The sequence below is a fragment of the Brevundimonas sp. C43 genome (genome assembly GCF_030732185.1).
Classification (GTDB): Bacteria; Pseudomonadota; Alphaproteobacteria; order Caulobacterales; family Caulobacteraceae; genus Brevundimonas; species Brevundimonas diminuta_C.
The window spans coordinates 255,673-279,292 of sequence record NZ_CP132231.1 but is presented as its reverse complement, the minus strand read 5'-3'; the positions used below and the strand labels follow the sequence as shown (position 1 = coordinate 279,292).

The 23,620-nt window shown below is 66.5% G+C and carries 22 protein-coding genes; 16 read left to right on the top strand and 6 right to left on the bottom strand.

The genetic code is table 11. From position 1 onward, the window contains the following. Positions 1-14: 14 nt before the first annotated feature. From uvrC to pgsA, 3 genes are read left to right on the top strand one after another with little or no spacing between them, the layout of a single operon-like run. On the top strand, positions 15-1,895 hold the full coding sequence (gene uvrC / locus Q9R14_RS01465; protein WP_306003218.1) for an excinuclease ABC subunit UvrC: 1,881 nt from the start codon (positions 15-17) through the stop codon (positions 1,893-1,895). Between the two features lie 21 nt (positions 1,896-1,916). Next, entirely contained in the window at positions 1,917-2,540 is a 624-nt protein-coding gene (locus Q9R14_RS01460) for a carbonic anhydrase (RefSeq protein WP_306003217.1), read from the top strand. A gap of 44 nt (positions 2,541-2,584) precedes the next feature. Next, complete coding sequence (gene pgsA / locus Q9R14_RS01455; RefSeq protein ID WP_026108402.1) at positions 2,585-3,229, top strand: CDP-diacylglycerol--glycerol-3-phosphate 3-phosphatidyltransferase; 645 nt, start codon at positions 2,585-2,587, stop codon at positions 3,227-3,229. Here the strand turns inward: pgsA and Q9R14_RS01450 are convergent. Both Q9R14_RS01450 and Q9R14_RS01445 read right to left on the bottom strand, forming a co-directional pair. Next, positions 3,226-3,741, bottom strand: a complete 516-nt coding sequence (locus Q9R14_RS01450) for a TIGR02281 family clan AA aspartic protease (protein WP_306003216.1) — start codon at positions 3,739-3,741, stop codon at positions 3,226-3,228. The genes pgsA and Q9R14_RS01450 overlap by 4 nt on opposite strands. 75 nt (positions 3,742-3,816) lie before the next feature. Continuing rightward, the gene (locus tag Q9R14_RS01445; RefSeq protein WP_306003215.1) at positions 3,817-4,038 is read right to left on the bottom strand and encodes a DUF1289 domain-containing protein; all 222 of its coding nucleotides are present in this window, start codon (positions 4,036-4,038) and stop codon (positions 3,817-3,819) included. Between the two features lie 156 nt (positions 4,039-4,194). Between Q9R14_RS01445 and Q9R14_RS01440 the strand changes: the two genes are divergently transcribed. Next, positions 4,195-4,347 (top strand): hypothetical protein, encoded by a 153-nt coding sequence (locus Q9R14_RS01440; protein ID WP_017505113.1) that lies wholly within the window; start codon positions 4,195-4,197, stop codon positions 4,345-4,347. A 116-nt stretch (positions 4,348-4,463) separates the two neighbouring features. After that, positions 4,464-5,261, top strand: coding sequence for a crotonase/enoyl-CoA hydratase family protein (locus Q9R14_RS01435; RefSeq protein ID WP_306003214.1), 798 nt, complete (start codon positions 4,464-4,466; stop codon positions 5,259-5,261). A gap of 23 nt (positions 5,262-5,284) precedes the next feature. Here Q9R14_RS01435 and Q9R14_RS01430 read toward each other — a convergent pair whose 3' ends face one another. The 3 genes from Q9R14_RS01430 to Q9R14_RS01420 are packed head-to-tail and all read right to left on the bottom strand — an operon-like array spanning position 5,285 to position 8,248. Beyond that, a complete protein-coding gene (locus Q9R14_RS01430; protein ID WP_039248126.1) occupies positions 5,285-6,289 on the bottom strand; it encodes an HlyD family secretion protein in 1,005 nt (334 codons plus the stop codon). A 34-nt stretch (positions 6,290-6,323) separates the two neighbouring features. Further along, the gene (locus Q9R14_RS01425; protein ID WP_306003213.1) at positions 6,324-7,079 is read right to left on the bottom strand and encodes an ABC transporter ATP-binding protein; all 756 of its coding nucleotides are present in this window, start codon (positions 7,077-7,079) and stop codon (positions 6,324-6,326) included. Then, positions 7,076-8,248 carry an ABC transporter permease gene (locus tag Q9R14_RS01420; RefSeq protein WP_242077071.1) on the bottom strand — a complete coding sequence of 391 codons (1,173 nt, stop codon included), beginning with the start codon at positions 8,246-8,248 and terminating at the stop codon, positions 7,076-7,078. Before Q9R14_RS01420 ends, Q9R14_RS01425 begins: the two co-directional genes overlap by 4 nt. Positions 8,249-8,462: 214 nt before the next feature. Between Q9R14_RS01420 and Q9R14_RS01415 the strand changes: the two genes are divergently transcribed. From Q9R14_RS01415 to Q9R14_RS01385, 7 genes are all read left to right on the top strand, one after another. Further along, positions 8,463-10,556, top strand: coding sequence for a S46 family peptidase (locus tag Q9R14_RS01415; RefSeq protein WP_055806879.1), 2,094 nt, complete (start codon positions 8,463-8,465; stop codon positions 10,554-10,556). A 178-nt stretch (positions 10,557-10,734) separates the two neighbouring features. Next, a complete protein-coding gene (locus Q9R14_RS01410; RefSeq protein ID WP_306003212.1) occupies positions 10,735-12,813 on the top strand; it encodes a S46 family peptidase in 2,079 nt (692 codons plus the stop codon). Beyond that, positions 12,810-13,319: a GNAT family N-acetyltransferase gene (locus tag Q9R14_RS01405; RefSeq protein ID WP_306003211.1), complete on the top strand. Its 510-nt coding sequence runs from the start codon at positions 12,810-12,812 to the stop codon at positions 13,317-13,319. The genes Q9R14_RS01410 and Q9R14_RS01405 overlap by 4 nt, the downstream gene beginning before the upstream one ends. Before the next feature lie 46 nt (positions 13,320-13,365). Beyond that, positions 13,366-13,941, top strand: a complete 576-nt coding sequence (locus Q9R14_RS01400) for a TetR/AcrR family transcriptional regulator (RefSeq protein WP_306003210.1) — start codon at positions 13,366-13,368, stop codon at positions 13,939-13,941. Continuing rightward, entirely contained in the window at positions 13,941-15,638 is a 1,698-nt protein-coding gene (locus Q9R14_RS01395) for an MFS transporter (protein WP_306003209.1), read from the top strand. Before Q9R14_RS01400 ends, Q9R14_RS01395 begins: the two co-directional genes overlap by 1 nt. Before the next feature lie 13 nt (positions 15,639-15,651). Next, positions 15,652-16,761 (top strand): HlyD family secretion protein, encoded by a 1,110-nt coding sequence (locus Q9R14_RS01390; RefSeq protein WP_306003208.1) that lies wholly within the window; start codon positions 15,652-15,654, stop codon positions 16,759-16,761. A 51-nt stretch (positions 16,762-16,812) separates the two neighbouring features. Further along, a complete protein-coding gene (locus tag Q9R14_RS01385; RefSeq protein ID WP_306003207.1) occupies positions 16,813-16,989 on the top strand; it encodes a hypothetical protein in 177 nt (58 codons plus the stop codon). A 7-nt stretch (positions 16,990-16,996) separates the two neighbouring features. Here the strand turns inward: Q9R14_RS01385 and Q9R14_RS01380 are convergent, their stop codons facing one another. Further along, the gene (locus Q9R14_RS01380; RefSeq protein ID WP_228763748.1) at positions 16,997-17,200 is read right to left on the bottom strand and encodes a hypothetical protein; all 204 of its coding nucleotides are present in this window, start codon (positions 17,198-17,200) and stop codon (positions 16,997-16,999) included. 193 nt (positions 17,201-17,393) lie between these two features. Between Q9R14_RS01380 and Q9R14_RS01375 the strand changes: the two genes are divergently transcribed. The 4 genes from Q9R14_RS01375 to Q9R14_RS01360 all read left to right on the top strand — a co-directional run bounded on the left by Q9R14_RS01375 (position 17,394) and on the right by Q9R14_RS01360 (position 23,619). Then, complete coding sequence (locus tag Q9R14_RS01375) at positions 17,394-18,470, top strand: site-specific DNA-methyltransferase (protein WP_185225569.1); 1,077 nt, start codon at positions 17,394-17,396, stop codon at positions 18,468-18,470. A gap of 210 nt (positions 18,471-18,680) precedes the next feature. Next, positions 18,681-19,793, top strand: coding sequence for a glycosyltransferase family 4 protein (locus Q9R14_RS01370; RefSeq protein WP_306004103.1), 1,113 nt, complete (start codon positions 18,681-18,683; stop codon positions 19,791-19,793). Between the two features lie 117 nt (positions 19,794-19,910). Then, positions 19,911-21,323, top strand: a complete 1,413-nt coding sequence (locus Q9R14_RS01365) for a VWA domain-containing protein (RefSeq protein WP_306003206.1) — start codon at positions 19,911-19,913, stop codon at positions 21,321-21,323. Between the two features lie 148 nt (positions 21,324-21,471). After that, on the top strand, positions 21,472-23,619 hold the full coding sequence (locus Q9R14_RS01360) for an amylo-alpha-1,6-glucosidase (protein WP_306003205.1): 2,148 nt from the start codon (positions 21,472-21,474) through the stop codon (positions 23,617-23,619). Position 23,620: the final 1 nt, after the last annotated feature.

Here is a 23,620-nt window from a genome sequence, read left to right as displayed (position 1 = left end):
CTATATCGGGCGCGATGACCGAGGAGACGCCTGATTCCCAACTGAAAGCCGCCGCCCTGATCGCCGACGAGGCGCGCCGGGCGCCGGACAAGCCGGGCGTCTATCGCATGTATGGCGAGGATGGGTCGTGCCTGTACGTCGGCAAGGCCAAGTCGCTGAAGAAGCGCATCATCCAGTATGCGCAGGGGCGTTTTCACACCCAGCGGATCGGCCTGATGGTGTCGCAGACCCGCTCGATGGAGCTGGTGGTCACCGCCACCGAGACCGAAGCCCTGCTGCTGGAATCCAACTTCATCAAGAAGCTGAAGCCCCGCTTCAACGTGGTGCTGCGCGACGACAAGTCCTTCGCCGAACTGATGATCCGCCGCGACCACCGCGCGCCCCAGGTCAGGAAGCATCGCGGCGCCCACACGACACCCGGCGACTATTTCGGCCCCTTCGCCTCGACCTGGGCGGTCAACCGCACGCTGAACACCCTGCAGAAGGCCTTCCTGCTGCGCTCCTGTTCCGACAGCGTCTATGAGACCCGCACCCGTCCCTGCATGTTGCACCAGATCAAGCGTTGCTCGGCCCCGTGCACCGGCCTGATCAGCCTCGAGGACTACGGCGAACTGGTCACCGAGGCCGAACAGTTCCTGCGCGGCAAGTCGCGCGCCGTCATCGGCCGCCTGTCCAAGGAGATGCAGGCGGCGTCCGACGAGATGGACTTCGAACAGGCCGCCCGCGTGCGCGACCGCATCCGCGCCCTGTCGGCCATATCGATGGAGAACTCCGTCAGCGCCGACAGCGTGGCCGAAGGCGACGTCTTCGCCCTGCATTCCGACGGGGGCCAGGCCTGCGTCCAGGTCTTCTTCTATCGCGCCGGCCAGAACTGGGGCGGCCGCGCCTATTTCCCGCGCGTGGACAAGACCGACACCGACCCCGAGATCCTGGCCGCCTTCCTGGGCCAGTTCTACGAGGACAAGCCGATCCCGCGCCTGATCCTGTCTAACGTGCGCCCGCACGAGCTGGAACTGCTGGAAGAGGCCTTTTCGATGAAGGCGGATCGCAAGGTCGAGATCGTCCGTCCGATGCGCGGCGAGAAGCTGGCCCTTGTCGACCACGCCCTGACCAATGCGCGCGAGGCCTTGGGCCGTCGCCTGGCCGAAAGCTCGGCGCAGGGCAAGATCCTGGACGAGGTGTGCGAGGCCTTCGGCCTGGAGAGCCGGCCCGAGCGGATCGAGATCTACGACAACGCCCACATTCAAGGGACCAATGCGGTCGGCGGCATGGTCGTCGCCGGCCCCGAAGGCTTCCAGAAGTCGCAGTATCGCAAGTTCAACATCCGGGGCGAGGATCTGACGCCCGGCGACGACTACGGCATGATGCGCGAGGTCATGCGCCGCCGCTTCTCGCGCCTGATCAAGGACGAGGAGGAAGGCGAGGCCAAGGGCGAAGACGTCGTCCGCCCCGACCTGCTGCTGATCGACGGCGGCGCGGGGCAGTTGGCCGAGGTGCTGGCGGTCATGGCCGACCTAGGCGGGCTGGACGACATCACCGTCGTCGGCGTGGCCAAGGGGCCGGATCGCGACGCGGGGATGGAGAAGTTCTTCATGCCCGGCAAGGCGCCCTTCATGCTGCCGCTGAAATCACCGGCCCTCTACTATCTGCAGCGGCTGCGCGACGAGGCCCACCGCTTCGCCAACGGCGCCCACGCCAAGCGCCGCTCGATGGACATCAAGAAGAATCCGCTGGACGAGATCGAAGGCGTCGGCCCCGGCCGCAAGAAGGCCCTGCTGCACGCCTTCGGCTCGGCCAAGGGCGTCAGCCGCGCCTCATTGGCCGATCTGGTCAAGGTCGACGGCATCAACCAACCCCTCGCCGAACGCATCCACGCCTTCTTCCGTAAAAGCTGAGCCGGAGCTAAGACACCGACCATGAGCGACATCGAAGACGAACTGACCGCTGGCTATCGCCGCTTCCGCGCCGAGCACTGGCCGACGGCCCGTGCCGAATACGAAACCCTGGCGACAAAGGGCCAGAAGCCGCACACCCTGATCGTGGCCTGTTCCGACAGCCGCGCCGATCCGGCCCTGATCTTCGACGCCAAGCCGGGCGAGCTGTTCGTCGTGCGCAACGTCGCCAACCTCGTCCCGCCCTATGAGCCGGACGGCAAGCTGCACGGCGTGTCGGCGGCGCTGGAGTTCGGGGTCAAGGTGCTGGGCGTCAAGCGGATCGTGGTCATGGGCCACGCCCACTGCGGCGGGGTCAACGCCATGATCAACGGCGCCCCTGAAATCGTCGCCGACTTCGTCGCCCCCTGGATCGCCCAAGGCGCGCCCATTGTGCAGCACGTCGCCGAAACCGTCGCCCCTGACCAGCTCGAGCGCGCGGCCGAAGAAGCCATCGTGCGCCTGTCGATCCGGAACCTGCGCACCTTCCCCTGGATCGCCGAGCGCGAAGCCAAGGGCGAGCTTCAGCTCAGCGGCCTGCATTTCGGCATCGCCGAGGGCGCCCTGACGGCCCTGACCGACCAGCCCCGGTTCGAACCGTTGGATTGAGCGGCGAACCGTGCCACACCCGGCGCGTTGCAACGGACATGACGATGACCTCCGCCCACCGCGCCAACCCCATCCCCAACATCCTGACCGGGCTGCGTCTGGCGGCCGGGGTGGTGATGTTCGCCATGATGGCCGGGGCGGCGCCGGGCGCGCTTGAGGCCTGGCTGTCGCCGGAGACCCAGGGGCGGTTCAGCGTCTGGGCCTTCTGGATCTTCGTCATCGCCGCCTCGACCGACTGGGTCGACGGCTACCTCGCCCGGCGCTGGAACGCGACCACGCGTTGGGGCGCCATTCTGGATCCCATCGCCGACAAGGTGTTGGTGACCGGGGCCATCCTGGGCGTCCTGGCCTCGGGGTCCCTGCCCGGCATCGCCCTGCCCTGCGGCCTGATCCTGTTCCGGGAGTTCGCCGTCTCCGCCCTGCGCGAGACGATGGCCGGCCGCATCGAACTGCCGGTAACCCTGGCTGCCAAGTGGAAGACCACGGTGCAGATGGTTGCGCTCGCCGCGCTTCAGCTGACCCTGCTGTGGGGCGCCCTGGGCCTGCAGAACGACGACGGATCGCCGCTGGCCTGGCAGCCGGCGTTCGAATCCTTCGCCATCTTCCTGATCTGGTTCGCCGCCATCATTACCCTGTGGACCGGCTGGCAGTATTTCAGCGAAGCCCGTCGCCAGATGCGCGACCTTTAGGGTCGCAGCGTCAGCCCGGCCGGCGTGGCGGAAAAGGCGGAAAGCCGGCCCAGATAGCTCATGCCCAGGAGTGAGTATTCCAGCCCCTGCTCCACCACCAGGGCCTCGACCCGGTCCACCCGCGCGCCCGCGACTGAGATCGTCTTCAGCTGGACCGGCGCGGCGCGCACGACGCCCGAGGCTGTCTGGACCTTGCCGGTGAAGGCTTCGGGTTCCGGATCGACGCCCAGCCGCAGGGCGTCGGCGCGCGTCAGGGCGACCACGCTGGCCCCTGTATCCACCAGCACCCGCACCGCCTTGCCGTCGATATTGGCCTCGGCCCAGTAGTGGCCGTCCGCGCCCTTGACCACCTGGGCGTCGGTTCCGGAGGCGCCGATCGCCGCCTCGACCAGCGGCGTCGCCGCCTGGGCCATGCCGTCGCCTTCCAGATGGCGGATCGTCAGAGCCGTGCCGAACGACGCCATGAGCGCGAAGCCGAGGACCACGACAGACTGGGTATCGATGCGAACCATGCCTCTGTCTTAAAGGCGCGGCGTTTGGATGGGGTGAAACGACGTGGCTGACGAAAGCTTAAGCCGCGAACCGCGCTAGCCCAGCTTGGCCGGATCGACCTGACTGCGGCGCGACGGCAGTTCGGCCATGACCGCCGCGCGCTCGGCGTCGTTCAGCGCCCGCCAGCCGGCGATCTCCTTCAGCGTACGAAAGCAGCCCAGGCAGAGGCCGCTCTCGCCATCGACCGCGCACACCATGACGCAGGGCGTGGCGATGGCCTTGGGCGGTCCGGGCCGGTTCGGGGTCGTCGAGCTCATTGTGACACAGCGGCGAAAATCACTCCGAATCCTGACGAATAAAGTTGCAAATTCACGAAACTGTCTTATATCGGCTGATGACGCGAAACGACTGACGGTGGAATCCCATTGGTACGACGCGTCTCTTTTCATCGTTCTGCGAAAGGAGACGCCAAGATGAACGATAAGGAGCGTAACCTCCAACACGCCATGATGTCCTTCGCCCTTTGGGGCGGGATGCTGGTCAACAGTCGGCACATGCCGTCGAACTCGGGCCGGGTGGTCAGCCATCCGTCCAACTTCGTACCCTATACGATCAAGAAACGCTGACGGCCCGCTCGGCCCCCAGCCTGAAGAAGCCCCGGTCTCGCCGGGGCTTTTGCATTTCCGGGCTTGCCTGACGCCGCGTTCGCGGTCGATGACGGGTGCGAAGACGGAGACGATGCATGGGCCTGATCACGGAAGAGAAGCGGGGCGCGATCCTGATCTGGACGCTGGATCGCGAGGCGCGGCTGAACGCCCTGCCCGATCTGGGCGACGGCGACGAGGTCGCGTCGGCGTGCGAGCGGGTCAATGCTGATCCGTCGATCCGCTGCGTGGTCCTGACTGGCGCCGGGCGGGCCTTTTCGGCCGGCGGCGATCTGACGGCGATGCGGGACGGGCGCGACCTGTTCGAGGGGTCAGGCGCCGCCATCCGCGAACGCTATCGCCGCGTCGTCCACCGGATCGTGCGGTCGCTGTATGGGCTCGAGGTTCCGCTGATCGCCGCCGTCAATGGGCCGGCGATGGGCTTGGGCTGCGATATCGCCGGCCTGGGCGATATCCGTATCGCGTCTGAGCGCGCCAGCTTCGGCGTGCCTTTCCTGAAGCTGGGCATCATCCCCGGCGACGGCGGATCGTGGCTGCTTCCACGCAACATCGGCTATGCCCGCGCTGCCGAGCTGCTGTTCACGGCCCGCTCCATCGACGCCGCGACGGCGGCCGAATGGGGGCTGGTCAATCGGGTGGTCGCGCACGACAGCCTGATGGACGAAGCCTTGGCCGTCGCCGCCCAGGTCGCGGCCCAGCCGCCCCAGGCCCTGCGTATGGCCAAGACGCTGCTGCGCCAGGGTCGCGACACGACCTTCGACCAGATGCTGGAGATGTCGGCGGCGATGCAGGCTCTGGCCCACCTGACCGAGGACCATCAGGAAGGCGTCGCCGCCGTGCTGGAAAAGCGGCCGGGTGCCTTCATAGGAAACTAGGGCTGGGCCGCTGATCCGACGTCCTATTTCGTCTTCATCGCCTCGCTGGGCCCGACGCCGGCGGCGACGGCGCGTTTGGCCCCGGCGGTCTCGCCCGGCTTCATGAACTTGACCAGCACCCGCTGTCCGATCAGCAGGGGCGCATCGCCGGCCGAGGCGACCACTTCCACCACCCGCTCGTCGCTGCGCTGCGAGGGATCGTCAGAGGCCAGTTTGCGCGCGCCGAACACGGCGGCCCGACGCATGACGGCGCCGATATAGACCTTGCTGGCGTCGCCCTCGGGGCTGATCTCGACGGCCTGGCCGTCGGTCAGGTTCGGCAGGTCGCTCTCGACCACCTCGGCGCGGACGATGCGCGGCGCGTCCGGCTCCAGATCGAACATGTTGGAGACGTTCAGGGTCGAGGCGCCGGCGCCGGGGTTGGCGTAACGGCGCACGATCCGGCCGTTGGTCGGCGCGCGGATGACCGTCAGTTCCTGATTGTAGCGGGCCTGATCCAGCTGGGCGCGCGCGGTCTGGACGGCGGCGACCTGCGACCCCAGGCGGGCCTGGGCGGTGGCGATGGCGTCCTGGGCCTGATCCATGCGCTGGGCGGCGACGAAGTTGGTGGCGACCAGGCGTTGCAGACGCTCCTGCTCGCGCTGGGCGGTGCGGATGTCCACGCGGATCTGGGCCAGTTGGCTTTCGGCCTGGCTGACGGCGGCGGCCGCGGCCTGCACCGCCAGACGCGCTTCGTCGTCTTCCTGACGGGCCAAAATCTGACCGGCAACGACGCGATCGCCTTCCTGAACAAGGACGTCCCGGACGATGCCGCCGCGACGGGCCGCGATCTGGATGATGCCGCCCTCGACGTCGACCTTGCCGTTGGCGATGGCCGCATAGGGGCTGTCGACCTTGGTCGCCGCCGCCTTCTCCTGCTCGGCTTTCTTGGTCTTGGCGGCGGACTGGAACAGCATGAAGCCGACCGCCAGCACGATCACCAGCAGCAGGCCGATCCAGGTGCGTTTTTTCTTCAGAAAGCCGGGCATTGGCGTGTCGTCCTAAGGGAAATCGTCGTGTCGGTTAGTGGGACGCCAGGATGGCGTTCGGATCGGGGATGCGGCGCTGGTCGTCCAGGATCTTGCCGTCCTCGATATGGATGACCCGGTCGGCCCAGGCCTCCAGGCGTGGATCGTGGGTCACGCAGATGACGGCGGCGCCGTGTTCGGTGGCGGCGCGGCGAAGCAGCTTGATGACCACCTGGCCGTTCTCGCCGTCTAGGGCCGAGGTGGGTTCGTCGGCGAACAGGATCTTAGGATCCTTGGCCAGGGCGCGGGCGATGGCGACGCGCTGCTTTTCACCGCCCGACAGGGCCGCCGGCCTCTGGTGCAGACGGTGGCCCAGGCCGACCTCTTCAAGGGCGATGGTGGCGCGCTTCTTGGCCTGGCCCGCGGTCAGCCCCTGGAACTTCAGCACCGTCTCGACCTGCTGGAGGGCCGTCAGCGCGGGGAACAGGTTGAAGCCCTGGAAGATGAAGCCGCAGTTATCCAGACGGAACTTGTCGATGCGGCCCGAGGACAGCTTCCACAGGTCGTCGACCTCCAGCACGTCCACCCGGCCCTCTTCGGGCTTCAGCAGGCCCGACAGGGCTGCGATCAGGGTGGACTTGCCCGAGCCGGACGGCCCCATGACCATGGTCAAATCGCCATGCCGCGCATCGAAATCGACGCCCTTGAGAACATCGACCCAGGCCTTGCCGGACTTGAACCGCTTGACCAGGCTTTTGGCCTCGATGGCGAAGTCGCCGTGCTTGCCGTGAACCTTTGTATGAACGTTCATCGCAGCAGGTCCGCCGGTTGGCTGTTCTTGAGGATGCCCAGCGACAGCAGGCCGGAAACCATGGCGATGGCGATAAGGCCGATGCCGACGATGATCAGCAGCGACAGGGGCAAGGCGATGATCACCGCCCCCATCATCGCCAGCAGCGACACCAGCCAGGTCAGGACGATGGCCGCGATGACGCCGACGACGCCGACCCAGAAGCTGAGTTCGACCACGATCCGACGCAGGGACCCCATGCTGACGCCCAGGGCCCGCAGGGAGGCGAACTCCTTGATGTTGGCCATGATGGCGCCGCGCAGGGTCTGCCAAGTGATGGCCACGCCGATGATGATCCCCAAGACGACGCAGCCGCCGATGATGATGACCAGGATGCCTTCCTCGAACATCGCGCCGGCGTTGGCGTCGGCCAGCTGCTGCTTGGTCCAGGCCTTCCACTGACCGGCGCCCATGGCGTTCAACTGAGCCACCACGACGGGCGCGCGGGCCGGATCACGCAACTTGACCATCAAAGGACCGACGCGCGGACCCGTGTCGGCCTGGCCCAGCATCCGCAGGGTGTCGCGCGACATGACCACGCCCGGCTGCATCATATTGGGATAGCCGCGCGTCACGCCGACGACGGTGACGGTCTGGCCGTTGTACAGGGCCTTGTCGCCCAGCTTCACGCCAAGGGTCGTCAGGGCCGTCTCGTCCACCGCGACGGTGTAGGGTTGGCGCAGGGCGTCGACCAGTTCCTGGGAATAGTCGGTCGGGATCGTCACCGAGCCGGGGCGGGTGTCGATGATGCTGGCCTGGACGAACTTCTGTCGCGGGGCGCCCTGCGACGCATTGTCCGCCTGGCTCTTGGTCGGATCGACGTTCTTGATGTTCTGGAACGTGCCCCCGGCGCCGTCCAGCGGCATGACTTCGACCACCTCAGGGTGGTTGTAGGCCAAGGGAATGAACCGGCGGGGCACGCCCGATGGCCCGCCCATCAGGCTCTTGGCGCCGGGCTGCATGATGAAGATATCGGCGTTCGACCGCTCGATGGTGGCGGTGAACCCCTTGCCGATGCCGATGAAGACGCCGGTCATCGCCAGGACCAGAAGGCCCGACAGGGCCAAAGCCATGACCGCCGCCATATAGCGACGCCACTCGAACAGCAGTGTTGATAGCGCAAGCGACATTGTCGTCGATAAACCCCCGGTACTTGCGCCTATCTGACCGTGCGCCCCCTCACCGCCAAGTTAAATCGGGGTAAGGCTTGTGAACCCTTGTCATTGCGAGTTCGAAATCGGGGGATTAAGGGCCTTACAGCCTCTTGGCGCCCACCCTTCGTCGGCGCTAGTTACAACATAACAGATGGGACAGGCCGTCCCACGCTCTGGGAAACACGCCTTCATGTCCTTGCCCTCGCTTCGTCTCACCGCCTCTCTGGCCGCGCTCGGCGCCGCCACCGCCGTCCTGTCCGCGCCCGCGACCTCCGCCCGCGCCGATGAGGGCATGTGGACCTTCGACAACTTCCCCATCGCCACGGTGAACGAGAAGTATGGCACCAACATCGACCAGGCGTGGCTTGACCGCGTGCGCAACGCCGCGGTCCGCCTGCAGGGCTGCTCGGCCTCGCTGGTGTCGAACGAAGGCCTGGTGCTGACCAACCACCACTGCGTCGTGTCGTGCGTTCAAGACCTGTCCACGGCCCAGAACGACTACGTCAAGAACGGCTGGATGCCCGCCACCCGCGAGGAAGAGAAGAAGTGCCCCGGCCAGACGGCCGAGATCCTGACCGACATCGTCGACGTCACCGACCGCGTGACCGGCGCCGGCGCCGGTCTTGAGGGCGCCGCCTTCGTCCAGGCCCGCGCCGCCGAGATCGACAAGATCCAGAAAGAGACCTGCGGCGACGACCAGAAGCTGACCTGCCAGGTCATCAGTTTCTACCGCGGCGGCCAGTACAAGCTCTACAAGTTCCGCAAGTATGACGACGTGCGCCTGGTCTTCGCGCCCGAGTTCCAGGCGGCCTTCTTCGGCGGCGATCCGGACAACTTCAACTTCCCGCGCTACGCCCTGGATGCCGGCTTCCTGCGCATCTACGAGGACGGCAAGCCGGTCGCCACGCCGAACCATCTGACCTGGAACGCCAATGCGCCCAAGGAAGGCGACGTCACCTTCGTCGCCGGCAACCCCGGCTCGACCCAGCGCCTGCTGACCGTGGCCCAGCTGGAAACCCTGCGTGACCAGCAACTGCCGATCAGCCTGATCCAGACCTCGGAACTGCGCGGTCGCCTGCTGGAGTATTCGACCACTGGCGAAGAGGCCAAGCGCGTCTCGGTCGATCCGATCTTCGGCCTGGAAAACGGCTTCAAGGTCAACTACGGCCAGCAGGGCGCCCTGACCGACCCGGCCTTCATGGCCACCAAGCGTCGTGAAGAGCAGGAGCTGCGCCAGCGCGTCGCCGCCGACCCGGCCCTGGCCCAACGCATCGGCGATCCGTGGGCCGATCTGGAGCGCGCCTCGACCGCCCAGCGCGACCTGTATCTGCCCTATCGCCAGCTTGAATCGGCGGCCGGTCAGCGCTCGTCGCTGTACAGCTACGCCAAGGCCATCGTCCGCGCCTCCAAGGAACGCGCCAAGCCCGTCGCTGAACGCCGCGCCGGCTATTCGGACGCCGACATCGCCTCGCTGGGCCGTCGCCTGGCGACCGAGACGCCGATCTCGAACGACCTGGAGAAGATCTATCTCGACTTCTGGCTGTCCAAGACCCGCGAATATCTGACGGTCGATAATGCGAACGTGAAGGCGCTGCTGGGCAAGGAAAGCCCCGAGCAGATCGCGGAGCGTCTGGTCGACGGCACGCGTCTGGCCGATCCCGCCTTCCGCGCCCAGGCCCTGGCCATGACGCCGGAGCAACTGGCCGCCTCGGGCGATCCGCTGATCCAGTTCGTCCTGGCCAATGACGATGCGGCCCAGGCCGTGCGCACCCAGTGGGAATCGGCCGTGTCCGGCCCGACCAGCCGCGCCGGCGAAAAGATCGCCCAGGCCCGGTTCGCGGTCTACGGCACCAACCTGTACCCCGATGCGACCTTCTCCTTGCGCCTGTCCTACGGCCAGGTGAAGGGCTGGACCTATCGCGGCGTGACGGTCGAACCCTTCACCCAGATCGGCGGCCTGTACGAGCGCAACACCGGCGCCGAGCCCTTCAACGCGGCCGAGGACTGGCTAGCGGCCGAGGGCAAGGTCAACAAGTCGACCGTCTATGACTTCGTCTCGACCAACGACATCATCGGCGGCAACTCGGGCTCGCCCGTGATCAACGCCAAGGGCGAAGTCATCGGCGCCGCCTTCGACGGCAACATCCACTCGCTGGGCGGCAGCTTCGGTTACGACCCCGAGCTGAACCGCACGGTGACGGTCTCGACCGCCGCCATCACCGAGGCCCTGCGCAACGTCTACAATCAGCCGCGCCTGCTGCGCGAACTGGGCGTGCGTCGCTAGAAGACAACGAAGAAGTCTCCTCCCCGCTGCGCGGGGAGGGGGACCGCGAAGCGGTGGAGGGGCTCTTCACCACCGCACGATCGCCTGTAGAGTGCCCGAGAGCCCCTCCGTCACGACGCTGAAGAAGCGCCGCGCCACCTCCCCGCAATGCGGGGAGGAGACTTAAAGGACACCGCACATGCGCTCCCTTCTCCTCGCTTCCGCCGCCGTTCTCGCCTTCGCCGCCGCCAGCTCGGCCAGCGCCGAGGAAGGCATGTGGACCTACGACAACTTCCCCATCGCCCGCGCCAACCAGACGCTGGGGACCAATATCGATCAGGCCTTCCTGGATCGGGTGCGGCTGTCGTCGGTGAAGTTCGGCGGCTGTTCGGCGGGCGTGGTGTCGGGCCAGGGTCTGGTGATGACCAACAACCACTGCGTCGCCACCTGCGTGGCCAACCTGTCCACGCCGCAACAGCAGTATGGCGAGACGGGCTTTACGCCCAAGACGCGCGAGGAAGAGCGCAAATGCCCCGGCGCGACGGCAGAGATCCTGACCGACATTTCCGACGTCACCGAGCGGATGCACAAGGCCGGCGAAGGGCTTGAGGGCCAGGCCTTCACCCAGGCGCGCGAGGCCGAGGCCGGCCGGATCGAGACCGAAGCCTGCGGCAACGATCCCAAGATCCGCTGCCAGGTCGTCAGCCTGTACCGGGGCGGTCAGTTCAAACTCTACAAATACCGCAAATACAGCGATGTGCGCCTGGCCTGGGCGCCGGAAGACCGCGCCGCGACCTTCGGCGGCGATCTGGACAACTTCTCCTTCCCCCGCTTCGCCATCGATGCCGCCTTCATCCGCCTGTACGAGGACGGCAAGCCGGTCGAGACGCCGATCCACTTCGCCTGGAACGCCGACAAGCCGACCGAGGGCGAGGCCGTCTTCATCACCGGCAATCCCGGCGCCACCCAGCGCCTGCTGACGATGGATCAGCTGGCGACGATCCGGGACGTGGTCCTGCCGCTGGATCAGCTGATCGCCTCGGAGCTGCGCGGCCGTCTGATCCGCTATTCCGAAGAGGGCGAGGACCAGGCCTTCATCGCCATGGATCCGATCGTGGGCGTGGAGAACACCTACAAGCGCGGCCTGGGCCGTATGCGCGCCCTGACCGACGCCCAGTTCATCCAGGCCAAGGCGGCGGCCGAGGTCGATTTCATGCAGCGCTACGCCGCCGCCAACGGCAATGGTCCCGATCCCTGGGGTGCGCTGGAAGCAGTCCAGCCCATCGCGCGCGAACTGTATGCGCCGACCGCCCTGCTGGAAGGCGGCACGGGCCTGGGCACCACCTCGGTCGCCGGCGGATCGCAGCTGTTCCAGTGGGCCAAGGCCATCGTGCGCGGCGCGCAGGAGCGGGCCAAGCCGTCGGACCAGCGTCTGGCCGAGTTCGCCGACAGCCGCCTGCCGGGCGTCGAATCCGGCCTGTTCGCCGAGCGGCCGACCTATCCCGAGCTGGAGCAGATCCGGCTGGAATGGTGGCTGTCCAAGACGCGCGAATGGCTGACGGTGGACAGCCCCTATGTGCGCACCCTGCTGGGCAAGGAAAGCCCAGAGGAGCTGTCGGCCCGCGTCGTCTCGGGCACCAAGCTGGCCGATCCGGCCGTGCGTCGCGCCCTGTGGACCGGCGGTCTGGCGGCGGTTCAGGCGTCGGACGATCCGATGATCCAGTATGTGCTGTCGATCGACGCCGACGCCCGCGCCGTCCGCACCGAATGGGAGAATAAGGTCAAGGCTCCGACCGACCGCGCGTCGGAACAGTTGGCGGCCGCTCGTTTCGCCGCCTATGGCGACGCCGTCTATCCCGACGCCACCGGTACCCTGCGCCTGACCTATGGCAAGGTCGAAGGCTCCGACGTGCCGGGCCAGCGCTTCGGCGCCTTCACCACCTTCGCCGGCCTGTGGGACCGCGCCACCGGCGCCGAACCGTTCAAGGTCGCGCCCAAGCTGATGGCCGCCAAGGACCGGATCGACCCGAACGCGGTGATGGACATGGCCGTCTCGACCGACACCATCGGCGGTTCGTCCGGCTCGCCGGCGGTCAACGCCCGAGGCGAGATCATCGGTGCCAACTTCGATTCCACCGTCCTGACCCAGCGCAACGCCTATGGCTACGATCGCAACACGAACCGCAGCGTGATCGTCACCACCCAGGCCGTCACCGTGGCCCTGCGCGACGTCTATGGGATGGATCATCTGCTGACGGAGCTGGGCGTCAGCCGGTGACGCAGATCGCCATCCGCGCGGCGACGTCCGACGACGTCGCTTCGCTGCATCCGCTGATCGAGCGCGCCTATCGCGGCGAAACGGCCAAGGCCGGCTGGACGCATGAGGCCGACCTGCTGTTCGATGATCGCACCAGCGTAGCGGAGCTGTCGGCCCTGATCGCCGATCCCGACCGGGTCATCCTGCTGGCCCATCGCGACGGCGCGCTGATCGGCTGCGTCCAGGTCGCCCACGTCGGCGACGACCTGGCCTATCTCGGCATGCTGACGGTCGAGCCGACCTTGCAGGCGTCCGGCCTTGGCCGTCGCCTGCTCGCGGCCGCCGAAAGCGAAGCGGTCGCGCGTTTCGGCGCCCGTCGCATGGAAATGACCGTCATCCACCGCCGGACCGAACTGATCGCCTGGTACGAACGACGCGGTTACGCCCCGACCGGCGAGACCCGCCCCTTCCCCGTCGATCCGTCCCGGCCCGAGCTGGATTTCGTGGTGCTGGAAAAAGCGCTCTAGCCGCCCCTTGCAAAACGGACAGTCGTGTCCATTTACGCGCCTCACCATGACGCGCCCTGCCGATAAACCTGTCCGCAAGGACGCCGCTTTGAACCGGGCGGCGGTGCTGGCGGCCGCGCGCGCGGTCTTCGCCGACCAGGGGCTGGATGCGCCGCTGGATCTGATCGCCGAGCGGGCTGGGGTGGGGCGCGGCACCCTGTATCGGCACTTCTCAGACCGGACGGAACTGGCTCTGGCGGTTCTGGAGGCCGACGTCGCGGACCTGGGTCGGCGCACCGCCGAACAGGGCGATGATCCGCAGGCCTTCTTCTGGTTTCTGGACCGGCTGGCCGAGGACATGGTGCGCAATGCGGGACTAGCCGGCGTCGTGCGGAACGTGCGGTCGCCAGATGCGCTTACACCGTTGCGGCAGAGCTTGATGGAGGCGGGCGCCGCACCGCTGAAGCGGGCCCAGGCCGCTGGCCTGGTGAGGGAGGATCTGCGGCCGATGGACATCCGTCTGATCGCCACCCTGCTGGGCGCCGGTTTTCAGGGCGCGGACGAAGCCGAGCGCCAGGCGGTGTCGCTGCGCACCCGCGCGCTTGTCCTGGACGGGCTGAAGCCCCGCGGGGGGCCGCGCTGATGGCCCGCAACAACTGGCACCTGCCCTGGGAACAGTATGTCGAGACGCTGAAACCGCACGAGCGGCCGATGATGCCCGGCTCGCCCGCCACGCCCGATCACTCCTGGCCGATGCGGATCCAGTACGCCCTGACCGGCCTGCTGGTCGCCATGGTCGGATCGCTCGGCAACGCCGCCGTCACCGCCAACATCCAGAACCTGCAAGGCTCGCTGGGGATCACGATCACCGAGGCCGCCTGGCTGCCGGTCGTCTTCGTCATGACCAACGCCTGCATGAATCTGATCCTGGTCAAGTTCCGGATGCAGTACGGCCTGCGCCTGTTCACCCAGATCTTCCTGGGCGCCTTCGTGCTGGTCTGCACCGCCCACTTGTTCGTCGACAACTATCAATCGACCCTGCTGGTGCGGGCCATCGCCGGCATGGCGGGCGCAGGCCTTTCCAGCCTGGGCTTCCTCTACATCATCCAGGCCTTCCCGGCCGCACACCGGCTGAAGGGGCTGATCATCGGCATCGGTCTGGCCAGTTTCGCCGTGCCAATTTCGCGCCTGGTCATGCCCGGCCTGCTCCAGCTCGGCGACTGGCGCGCCTTCTATTTGTTCGAGCTGGGCCTGTGCCTGGTCGCCTGGGGCGCGGTGCAGGTGGTCAAGCTGCCGCCGTCCGAGCGGCTGCGGGTGTTCGACCGGCTGGACTTTTTGACCTTCGCCCTGTTTGCGCCAGGCGTGGCCCTGCTGTGCGCGGCTCTGGGTCTGGGGCGGATCGTCTGGTGGACGCAGGCCGCCTGGATCGGCTGGGCCCTGATCGGGTCCGTCATCCTGCTGACCGCCGCCTTTTTGGTCGAGCACAATCGCAAGAACCCGCTGATCAACACCCGCTGGCTGACAGGGCCAGACTTGCTGCGCCTGTTCGGGGCGATCCTGCTGATCCGCATCGTGCTGTCGGAACAGACCTCCGGCGCGGTGGGCTTCCTGACCGTCGTCGGCCTGGGACCGGATCAGCTTCACGGCCTGTTCGTCGTCATCCTGCTGTCGATGATCGCCGGCACCCTGGTCAGCGCCTTCACCCTGAATATGGAAAAGCTGAACAAGCCGATCGCCATCGCCCTGGCGCTGATCGCGGTCGGCGCCTGGATCGACAGCCATTCGACGGTCCTGACGCGCCCGGCGCAGCTGTATTTCAGCCAGGCCCTGATCGCCTTCGCCTCGGCCATGTTCATCGGCCCGGCCTTGATGATCGGCATCGTCAAGGTGCTGACCCAGGGCAAGCAGAACCTGATCAGCTTCATCGTCATGTTCAGCGTGCTTCAAAACGTCGGCGGTCTGGCGGGTTCGGCTCTGACCGGAACGCTTCAGATCATCCGCGAGAAATACCATTCCAACCAGCTGGCGGCCGGGATTTCGGCGCTGGACCCGCAGGTCGCCTTGCGGCTGCGTCAGCTGTCGGGCGCCTATGCCTCCACGATAACGGACCCCGCACTGGCGAACGCCGAGGGCGCCGTGCTGCTGGGCCGACAGGTGACGCAACAGGCCAATGTGCTGGCTTACAACGACGTCTTTCTGGTCATCGCCGTGATCGCGGCCCTGGGCTCCGCCTGGGTGACCGTCACCCATCTGCGGCCGCGCTGGAAGGCGCGCCGCGACGCCAAAAACAACACTGCAGACGCTGCGGTCCAGACCGCCGCCGTCGGCGCCGCCGACTGAACCGAGACCCACAATGACCGACGCCGCCCAGACCGCCCCTGCCCAGACCGCCCCCGCTGCCCCGCAGGCGCCCGCCGCCGCTCCGCTCGCGCCGAAGAAGAACGTCATGTGGACCCTCATCGCCGCCGGGGTCGCCCTGCTGGGCGTTCTGATGGTGCTGTACGCTTGGCAGCTGCCGCCCTTCCGAGGCGCGATCCAGCGCACGGACAACGCCTATGTGCGCGGCCAGGTGACGATCATCAGCCCGCAGGTGAACGGCTATGTCACGGCCGTGCCGGTCCAGGACTTCCAGACCGTCCAACAGGGGCAGCTGCTGGCCCAAGTGGACGACCGCATCTATCGCCAGCGGCTGGAGCAGGCTGAGGCCAGCCTGCACTCGGCCCAGGCGGCCCTGTCCAACTCGGCCCAGACCCAAGCGTCGGCGCGCGGATCGGTGGCCCAGCAGCGCGCCTCCATCGCCGCCGCCGAAGCCACACTGACGCGGGCCCAGGCCGACGCCAATCGCGCCCGCACCCTGAAAGCCGGCGGCTGGGTCGCCCAGGCCAATGTGGACGTCGCCGAGGCCGCCCTGCGCAGCGCCCAGGCCCAGGTCGCCCAGGCCCGCGCCGCCGAGGGCATCGCCCAGACCGGGGTCACCTCCGCCGTCGTCGGCCGCGACAGCCTGGCCGCCGCCGTCGAGAACGCCCAGGCCGCCGTGCGGCTGGCCCAGATCGACCTGGCCAACACCCGCATCGTCGCGCCCCGTGCCGGCCGTCTGGGCGAGATCGGCGTGCGCCAGGGCCAGTATGTGACCGCGGGGAGCCAACTGATGGGCCTGGTGCCGGACGTGGTCTGGGTCACGGCCAATATGAAGGAGACGCAGATGAAGAATATCCGCGTCGACCAGCCGGTCGAGATCACCGTCGACGCCTTGGGCGGCCAGACCCTGCGCGGCCATGTCGAACGCATCGCCCCCGCCGCAGGGTCGGAGTTCAGCGTCATCCGTCCCGACAACGCCACCGGCAACTTCACCAAGGTCGCCCAGCGCATCCCGGTCCGCATCCGTATCGACCCAAACCAGCCCGCCGCCGAGCGTCTGGCGCCCGGCATGTCGGTGGTGGCGAAGGTCAATACGGCCGGCTGACGGAACGCGCCGCTCTCCATCGCGCTACCTCTCCCAACAAGGGAGAGCACCATGGACCGCGAACAGACCAAGGGTCGTGAAGAAAACGGCGCCGATCCGGCCGGCAAGCCGGACGTCCTGACCTCTGACGAGGCGACGAAGGCGGTCGGTCAGGCCGAGCGCCAAAGCGCGGGACCGGACGGCCCGGACGCCGCCGAGATCGGTGACACGTTCAAGCGCAAGCCCTGACGCCGGATCAGGCCGATCGCGGCGACAGGCTGGCGGCGAGCAGATGCACGTCGTGCGCCCGCATCCGCTCGAAGTTTCCCAACCCCAGGGCCAGGGCGCGCATGATCTCCGTTTGGCGCGTATGTTCGGGATGGGCGGGCAAGGACGGTTCCGCCCGCGCCAGCTCCGCATCCAGTTCGGCCATCATATGGGCCAGGATTCCGTCGTTCATCTGATCCTCCATCACGCCGCCGACCGCCGCAAACGGTTAGAGCATGAATGGAACAAATCAGGAACACGCTGGCCCGAGAAGGCTGTGGATGGTGCGGTCGGACTGCAATATGCGTCCGGCTGACCCTGCCGTTTAATCCACCTTAACCACAAGGATTCACCATAGCGGTCTCACTGTTGCGGGGCCGCGTTCCATGTCCGAGCTTAAGACCGACGTCATTCACCGTGGCGATTGCATCGAAGTGCTGAAAAGCCTGCCCGACGCCTCGGTGGACATGGTCTTCGCCGATCCGCCCTATAATCTGCAGCTGGGCGGCGACCTGCTGCGCCCCGACAATTCCAAGGTCGATGCGGTCGACGATGACTGGGATAAGTTCGCCAGCTTCGCTGACTATGACGCCTTCACCCGCGCTTGGCTGGCGGAATGCCGCCGCGTGCTGAAGCCCGAGGGCTCGATCTGGGTGATCGGCAGCTATCATAACGTCTTCCGCCTGGGATCGGCGATCCAGGATCTGGGCTTCTGGGTGCTGAACGACATCATCTGGCGCAAGTCCAACCCGATGCCGAACTTCAAGGGCACCCGATTCACCAACGCCCATGAGACCCTGATCTGGGCCGCCAAGTCGCGGGATCAGAAGCGCTACACCTTCAACTATGATGCGCTGAAGGCCTTCAACGAAGACACCCAGATGCGCTCGGACTGGACCTTCGCCCTGTGCACGGGCGAGGAGCGGATCAAGGACGCCGACGGCAAGAAGGCCCATCCGACCCAGAAGCCCGAAGCCCTGCTGCACCGTGTGCTGCTGTCGGCGACCCGGCCCGGTGACGTGATCCTGGACCCCTTCTTCGGCACCGGCACCACCGGCGCGGCCGCCAAACGCCTCGGCCGCCACTACATCGGCATCGAGCGTGACGAGACCTATGCCGAGGTCGCCGAAACCCGCATCGCCTCGGTCATCCCTGCCCGCCCCGAAGACCTGATGGTCACAGGCTCCAAACGCGCCGAGCCCAAGGTGCCGTTCGGCGCCCTGGTCGAGGCCGGCCTGCTGCAACCCGGCGACCGCCTGTACTGCCCAAAGGGCGAGCGCGAGGCGCGGGTTCGCGCGGACGGTTCGCTGGTTCACGGCTCGCTCAGCGGCTCGATCCACAAGCTGGGTGCGCTGCTTGAAAATGCGCCGGCCTGCAACGGCTGGACCTACTGGCGCTTCAAGACCGACCAGGGCTTGAAATCCATCGACGCCCTGCGCTCGGAAGTTCGCGCCGCGATGTGAGCCGCTGCGACCGCGCGTCACGTAAGCCACATCAATCACTTAGCTGGCAATCCGTCGCCAATACGTACGATTTCGCACACTCAATATTGGTCAGCGTCGCTGTAACCCCCCGAAACCTATGTGAAAATTCACGAGCTGCGATGGAACTTCGCAGTTGCGAGACCATTGATGTCAACGGCCCGCCAGGATGCGGTGTCGGAGCACATCACCATGAAAATCGCGCAGATCACCCCTCTGTATGAGGCCGTGCCTCCCAAGCTGTATGGCGGCACGGAGCGTGTGGTGGCGCATCTGACCCACGCCCTAGTCGATCTGGGTCACGACGTGACGCTGTTCGCCAGCGCCGACGCCCAGACCAAGGCCCGTCTGGTGCCCGTGCGCGATCAGGCCATCCGTCTGGATCCGGCGCCGCTGAAATCCGATCTCGCCGCCCACCTGTCGATGCTGGGTGAAGTGTTGGACCGCGCCGACGAGTTCGACGTGATCCACTTCCACACCGACATGGTCCATTTTCCGCTGTTTCAGAAATGCGCGGACAAGACCCTGACGACCCTGCACGGTCGCCTGGACATGAAGGACCTGCCCGGCGTCTATAAGCGCTGGAGCGAGTTCGGCCTGGTCTCCATCTCCGACGACCAGCGCAAGCCGCTGCATTTCGCCAACTGGAAGGCCACCGTTCATCACGGCATGCCCGGCGAACAATACATCTTCTCGCCGAAGTCGGAGGGCTATCTGGCCTTCCTGGGTCGCATCTCGCCCGAGAAGCGCCCGGATCGCGCCATCGAGATCGCCACCAAACTGGGCAAGCGCCTGAAGATGGCCGCCAAGGTGGACGCCGCCGACAAACGCTATTGGGAGGAGACGATCCGCCCGCTGGTCGAGGGCAATCCGCTGATCGAATTCATCGGCGAGATCGGCGACCATCAGAAGTCCGCCTTCCTCGGCGGCGCCGAGGCCCTGCTTTTCCCTATCGACTGGCCGGAGCCCTTCGGACTGGTGATGATCGAGGCCATGGCCTGCGGCACCCCCGTGATCGCCTTCCGCTGCGGTTCGACGCCTGAGGTGATCGAGGACGGCGCCACCGGCTTCCTGGTCGACACGATGGAACAGGCCATCGCCGCCGCCGGGCGCGCGCATCTGCTGGACCGCGAGGCCATCCGCGCACGCTTCGATCTGCGGTTCTCGGCCACCGCCATGGCGCGCCGGTATCTGGACGTCTACGGCGATCTGCTGGCGCGTCGCCCGTTCGCGGAGACCGCGCTGGATGACGTGGTCACCCCGCTGCGTCCGCGTGAAGAGCGCAGCTTCGCCGCCACCGCCTGAATCCAACTCGGTCGGAACGCCATTGCAATCCTGAGTTTGTAACGGCGTTCACCCAAAAGTTAAGCTTATCCATTACGGTCGTCCCAAATCGGGGCGACCACTATGCAATGGACAGCGATGAGGCGGCTGGCGCATCTGCGCTGGAATACCGCGGGCAACATCGCGACCTTCTTCGCCCTGTCCGCCATGGGCCTGGCACTGATGGTCGGCCTGGCTATCGACATCAATCGCTATGTCTCAGTCAGGAACCAGGTGCAGGAAGCGCTCGACGCAGCAGCGTTGGGCGCTGCGGCGTCCCGCGCCCAGACGGTCAAGGAGTTGGAAGCGGTCAGCGGTCCCTATCTGGAGGCCAATCTGAAGACCGGCCAGTTGATCGACGGCTGGAGGACCGGCACCCAATATGTCGATGGCAAAATCGTCAGGGTGACCTTCAAGGGCGGGGTCAAACCCATCTTTGCGGGTCTGGCCGGCGTCAAACAGTTCGACATCAACGCCCTGTCCGAGGCGACACGCGGCGTGGCGCAGAAGATCGAGACCGTCCTGGTGCTCGATAACACCTGGTCCATGAGCGAAAAGGACAGCCGGTCGATCAAGCGGATCGATGCGCTGAAGACCTCGGCCAGTTTGCTGGTCAACGAGTTGATGGCGACCGAAAGCGATGAGGTCTCGATCGGCGTCGTGCCCTATGCGGATTACGTCAATGTCGGGATTGCCAATCGCAAGGCCCCGTGGATTTCCGTGCCCGACGACTATGTTCAGGAGCGCACCTGCACCACAAAGACCACCTACAGCGGCGGCACGCCCTATCCTTGCACCACCGTGCGCGACGGCGTCAGCGAGACCGGCACCTGCTACAAGGATCAGGTGGTCAAGACGGTCACCGTCCCTCCCTATGCTTGCAACGTCAGCTACAAGTGGTTCGGCTGCGTCTATTCGCGCAACGTCGGCACGACGCGGCTGAACGACCAGTCGCCGGCGACGCCCTACAAGGGTTTCCTGACGACAGGCCAGAGTTGCCTGAATGCGGTCAGCCCCCTGTCCAAGAGCAAATCCAGCGTTTTGAACGCGATCAAAAACCTCGTCATCAATGTCGGCGGCTACAAACCCGAGACGCATATTCCATCCGGCCTGATCTGGGGCATCAATCTGCTGTCGCCCACCGCGCCGTTCCAGGAAGCCGGGGCCTACGATCCCGCGAACCGCACGCCGCGCAAGATTCTGGTGCTGATGACCGACGGGGTGAACACCCTGCGCTACCGCTCCTCGGACGGCGCGCACGTCGCCACGAACAAAGCCAATGAGCTGGCGGCGACGGATGCCGATTTCGGTTCGATCTGCACCTATGCCAAGTCGAACAAGATCGAGGTCTTCACCGTCGGCCTCAACGTGCCGACGCAGAACGGACGCAATCTGCTGAGGACCTGCGCCACCGATTCCGACCATGCCTTCCTGGCCGAAGACAGCGCCGCTCTGGAAGCCGCCTTCCGCGACATCGCGCGGTCTATCGGCGTCGTACGCTTGATCAAGTAACTCTCTCGGGTCGTTTCCCGATGAAAAAGCACAGGTTCGCCTGAACCCCTCGGCGACTTGCCCATTAAAGTCTGCAAGCGGCCCCTGAGCGCCGCATTCGGGTGCGACACGTTCGGCCGAGGCCTCACAACGACGGGGAAGAGACCGCATGGACGACGCCTATTCCACTCAACTGACCGCCGGTGAATCGGTCGAGGCCACGGGTCTCGAACAGCTGGTGGCGCTGAAGGAAGGCGATACCTTCCTGGTCGCGGACGGATGGGGCGACATGAAGGGCGGCGCCGACGGCCTGTTCGCGGGCGACACCCGCGTCCTGTCGCGCTGGGCCATGACGGTCGGTCTGCTGAAGCCGTCGCGCCTGTCGTCCGGCGTCAGCCAGGACAACGTCTTCTTCTCCTGCCACACCACTAACCGTCCCCTGCCCCCGATGGGCGGCCGGTCGGCGCCGGCCGGCGTCTTGCATATCGAGCGCCGGCGTTTCCTTTGGAACCGGCGGATGTTCGAGCGCATCCGCATGGTCAACCACGGGGTTGAGGACATCCTGCTGCCGCTGGCCTTCGACTTCGGCGCGGACTTCTTCGATATCTTCCAGGTGCGCGGCACGCCGCGAGCCAAGTGCGGCACGATCCACACGCCGACCACCGACGGTCGCCGCGTCACCTTCCGCTACACCGGCCTGGACGACGTGGATCGGTCCAGCTGCATCGCCTTTTCCGAACCGCCCGCGCGCCTGACGCATCAGCGCGCGGAGTTCATGTTCAGCCTGCCAAAGGGCCGCTCGCTGGATCTGTTCATCGAATGCGGCGTGGACGCCTGCGAGACGCCGGACGCCGATCGCTGGCGCCAGAACGCCATCCAGGCCCGCCTGGCCATGCGCGCCAAACGCCGGCGCGGCGCCTCGGTGCGCGGCCCGCGCAGCCCGCGCTTCAACGACTGGCTGGATCAGTCGCGCGCCGACATGGCGCTGTTGACCACGGACCTGCCGACCGGCCCCTATCCCTATGCAGGCACGCCCTGGTTCTCGACCCCGTTTGGACGCGACGGCATCATTTCGGCCTGGCAAATGCTTTGGCTGGATCCGTCGCTGGCCAAGGGCGTGCTGACCTATCTGGCCTCGCGCCAGGCGACGGAGATTTCGCTCTATCGGGACAGCCAGCCCGGCAAGATCATGCACGAGACGCGCGGCGGCGAGATGAGCGCCCTGCACGAGGTGCCGTTCGGCCTCTATTACGGCGGGGTCGACACCACCTGTCTGTTCGTGGCCCTGGCTGGCGCCTACGCGAACCGCACCGGCGATCTGGAGCTGATCCGCAAGCTCTGGCCCAATCTGATCGCGGCCGTCGACTGGATGCGCGACTATGGCGACAGCAACAATGACGGCCTGATCGACTACCAGCGCGGCGCCGACACCGGCCTGTCCAACCAGGGCTGGAAGGATTCCGAGGATTCCATCTTCCACGCCGACGGTCGCTTCCCCAAGGGTCCGATCGCGCTTCTGGAGGTTCAGGGCTACGCCTTCGCCGCCTGGAAAGCGTTGGGTGATCTGGGCGAGCGCCTGCACGACGACCGCACGACCGAATGGCGGATGCGCGCCGAACAGGTCCGCTCCCTGGTCGAGGAAAAGTTCTGGATGGAGGACGAGGGCTTTTATGCCGTAGCCCTCGACGGCGACGGCCAGCAATGTCGCGCCATCGCCTCCAACGCCGGCCATCTGCTGTTCACCGGGCTGCCGTCGCTTGAACGCGCGCGACGCGTCACCAAACGCCTGCTGACCGCCGAGTTCCGCACCGGGTGGGGTATCCGCACCCTGGAGGTCGGACAGGCCCGCTTCAATCCGATGAGCTATCACAACGGCTCGGTCTGGCCGCACGACACCGCCATGGCCGCCGCCGGCATGGCCGCCTACGGCGAGCGCGATGCGGTCGCGGAAATTCTGGCCGAGATCTACGCGGCGGCCGCCCATTTCCACCTGAGGCTGCCCGAACTGTTCTGCGGCTTCCCGCGTGAGCCGGGCGAGCCGCCCATCGCCTATCCGGTCGCCTGCCTGCCCCAGGCCTGGGCGGCGGGATCGGTCTTCCTGATGCTTCAGGCGACCCTGGGCCTGTCCATCGACGCCTGGACCGAGACGGTCGATCTGGCCGATCCCGTCCTGCCCGCCGGTCTGGATCGTCTGAAGATCACCGGCTTGGAAGTCGGCGGCGCCGTCGTGGATCTGAACATCCAGCACGCCGACGGCCGCGCGGTTGTCATCCCGCATCACAAGCAGGGCAAGGTCTCGATCCGCACGTTGCGATAGG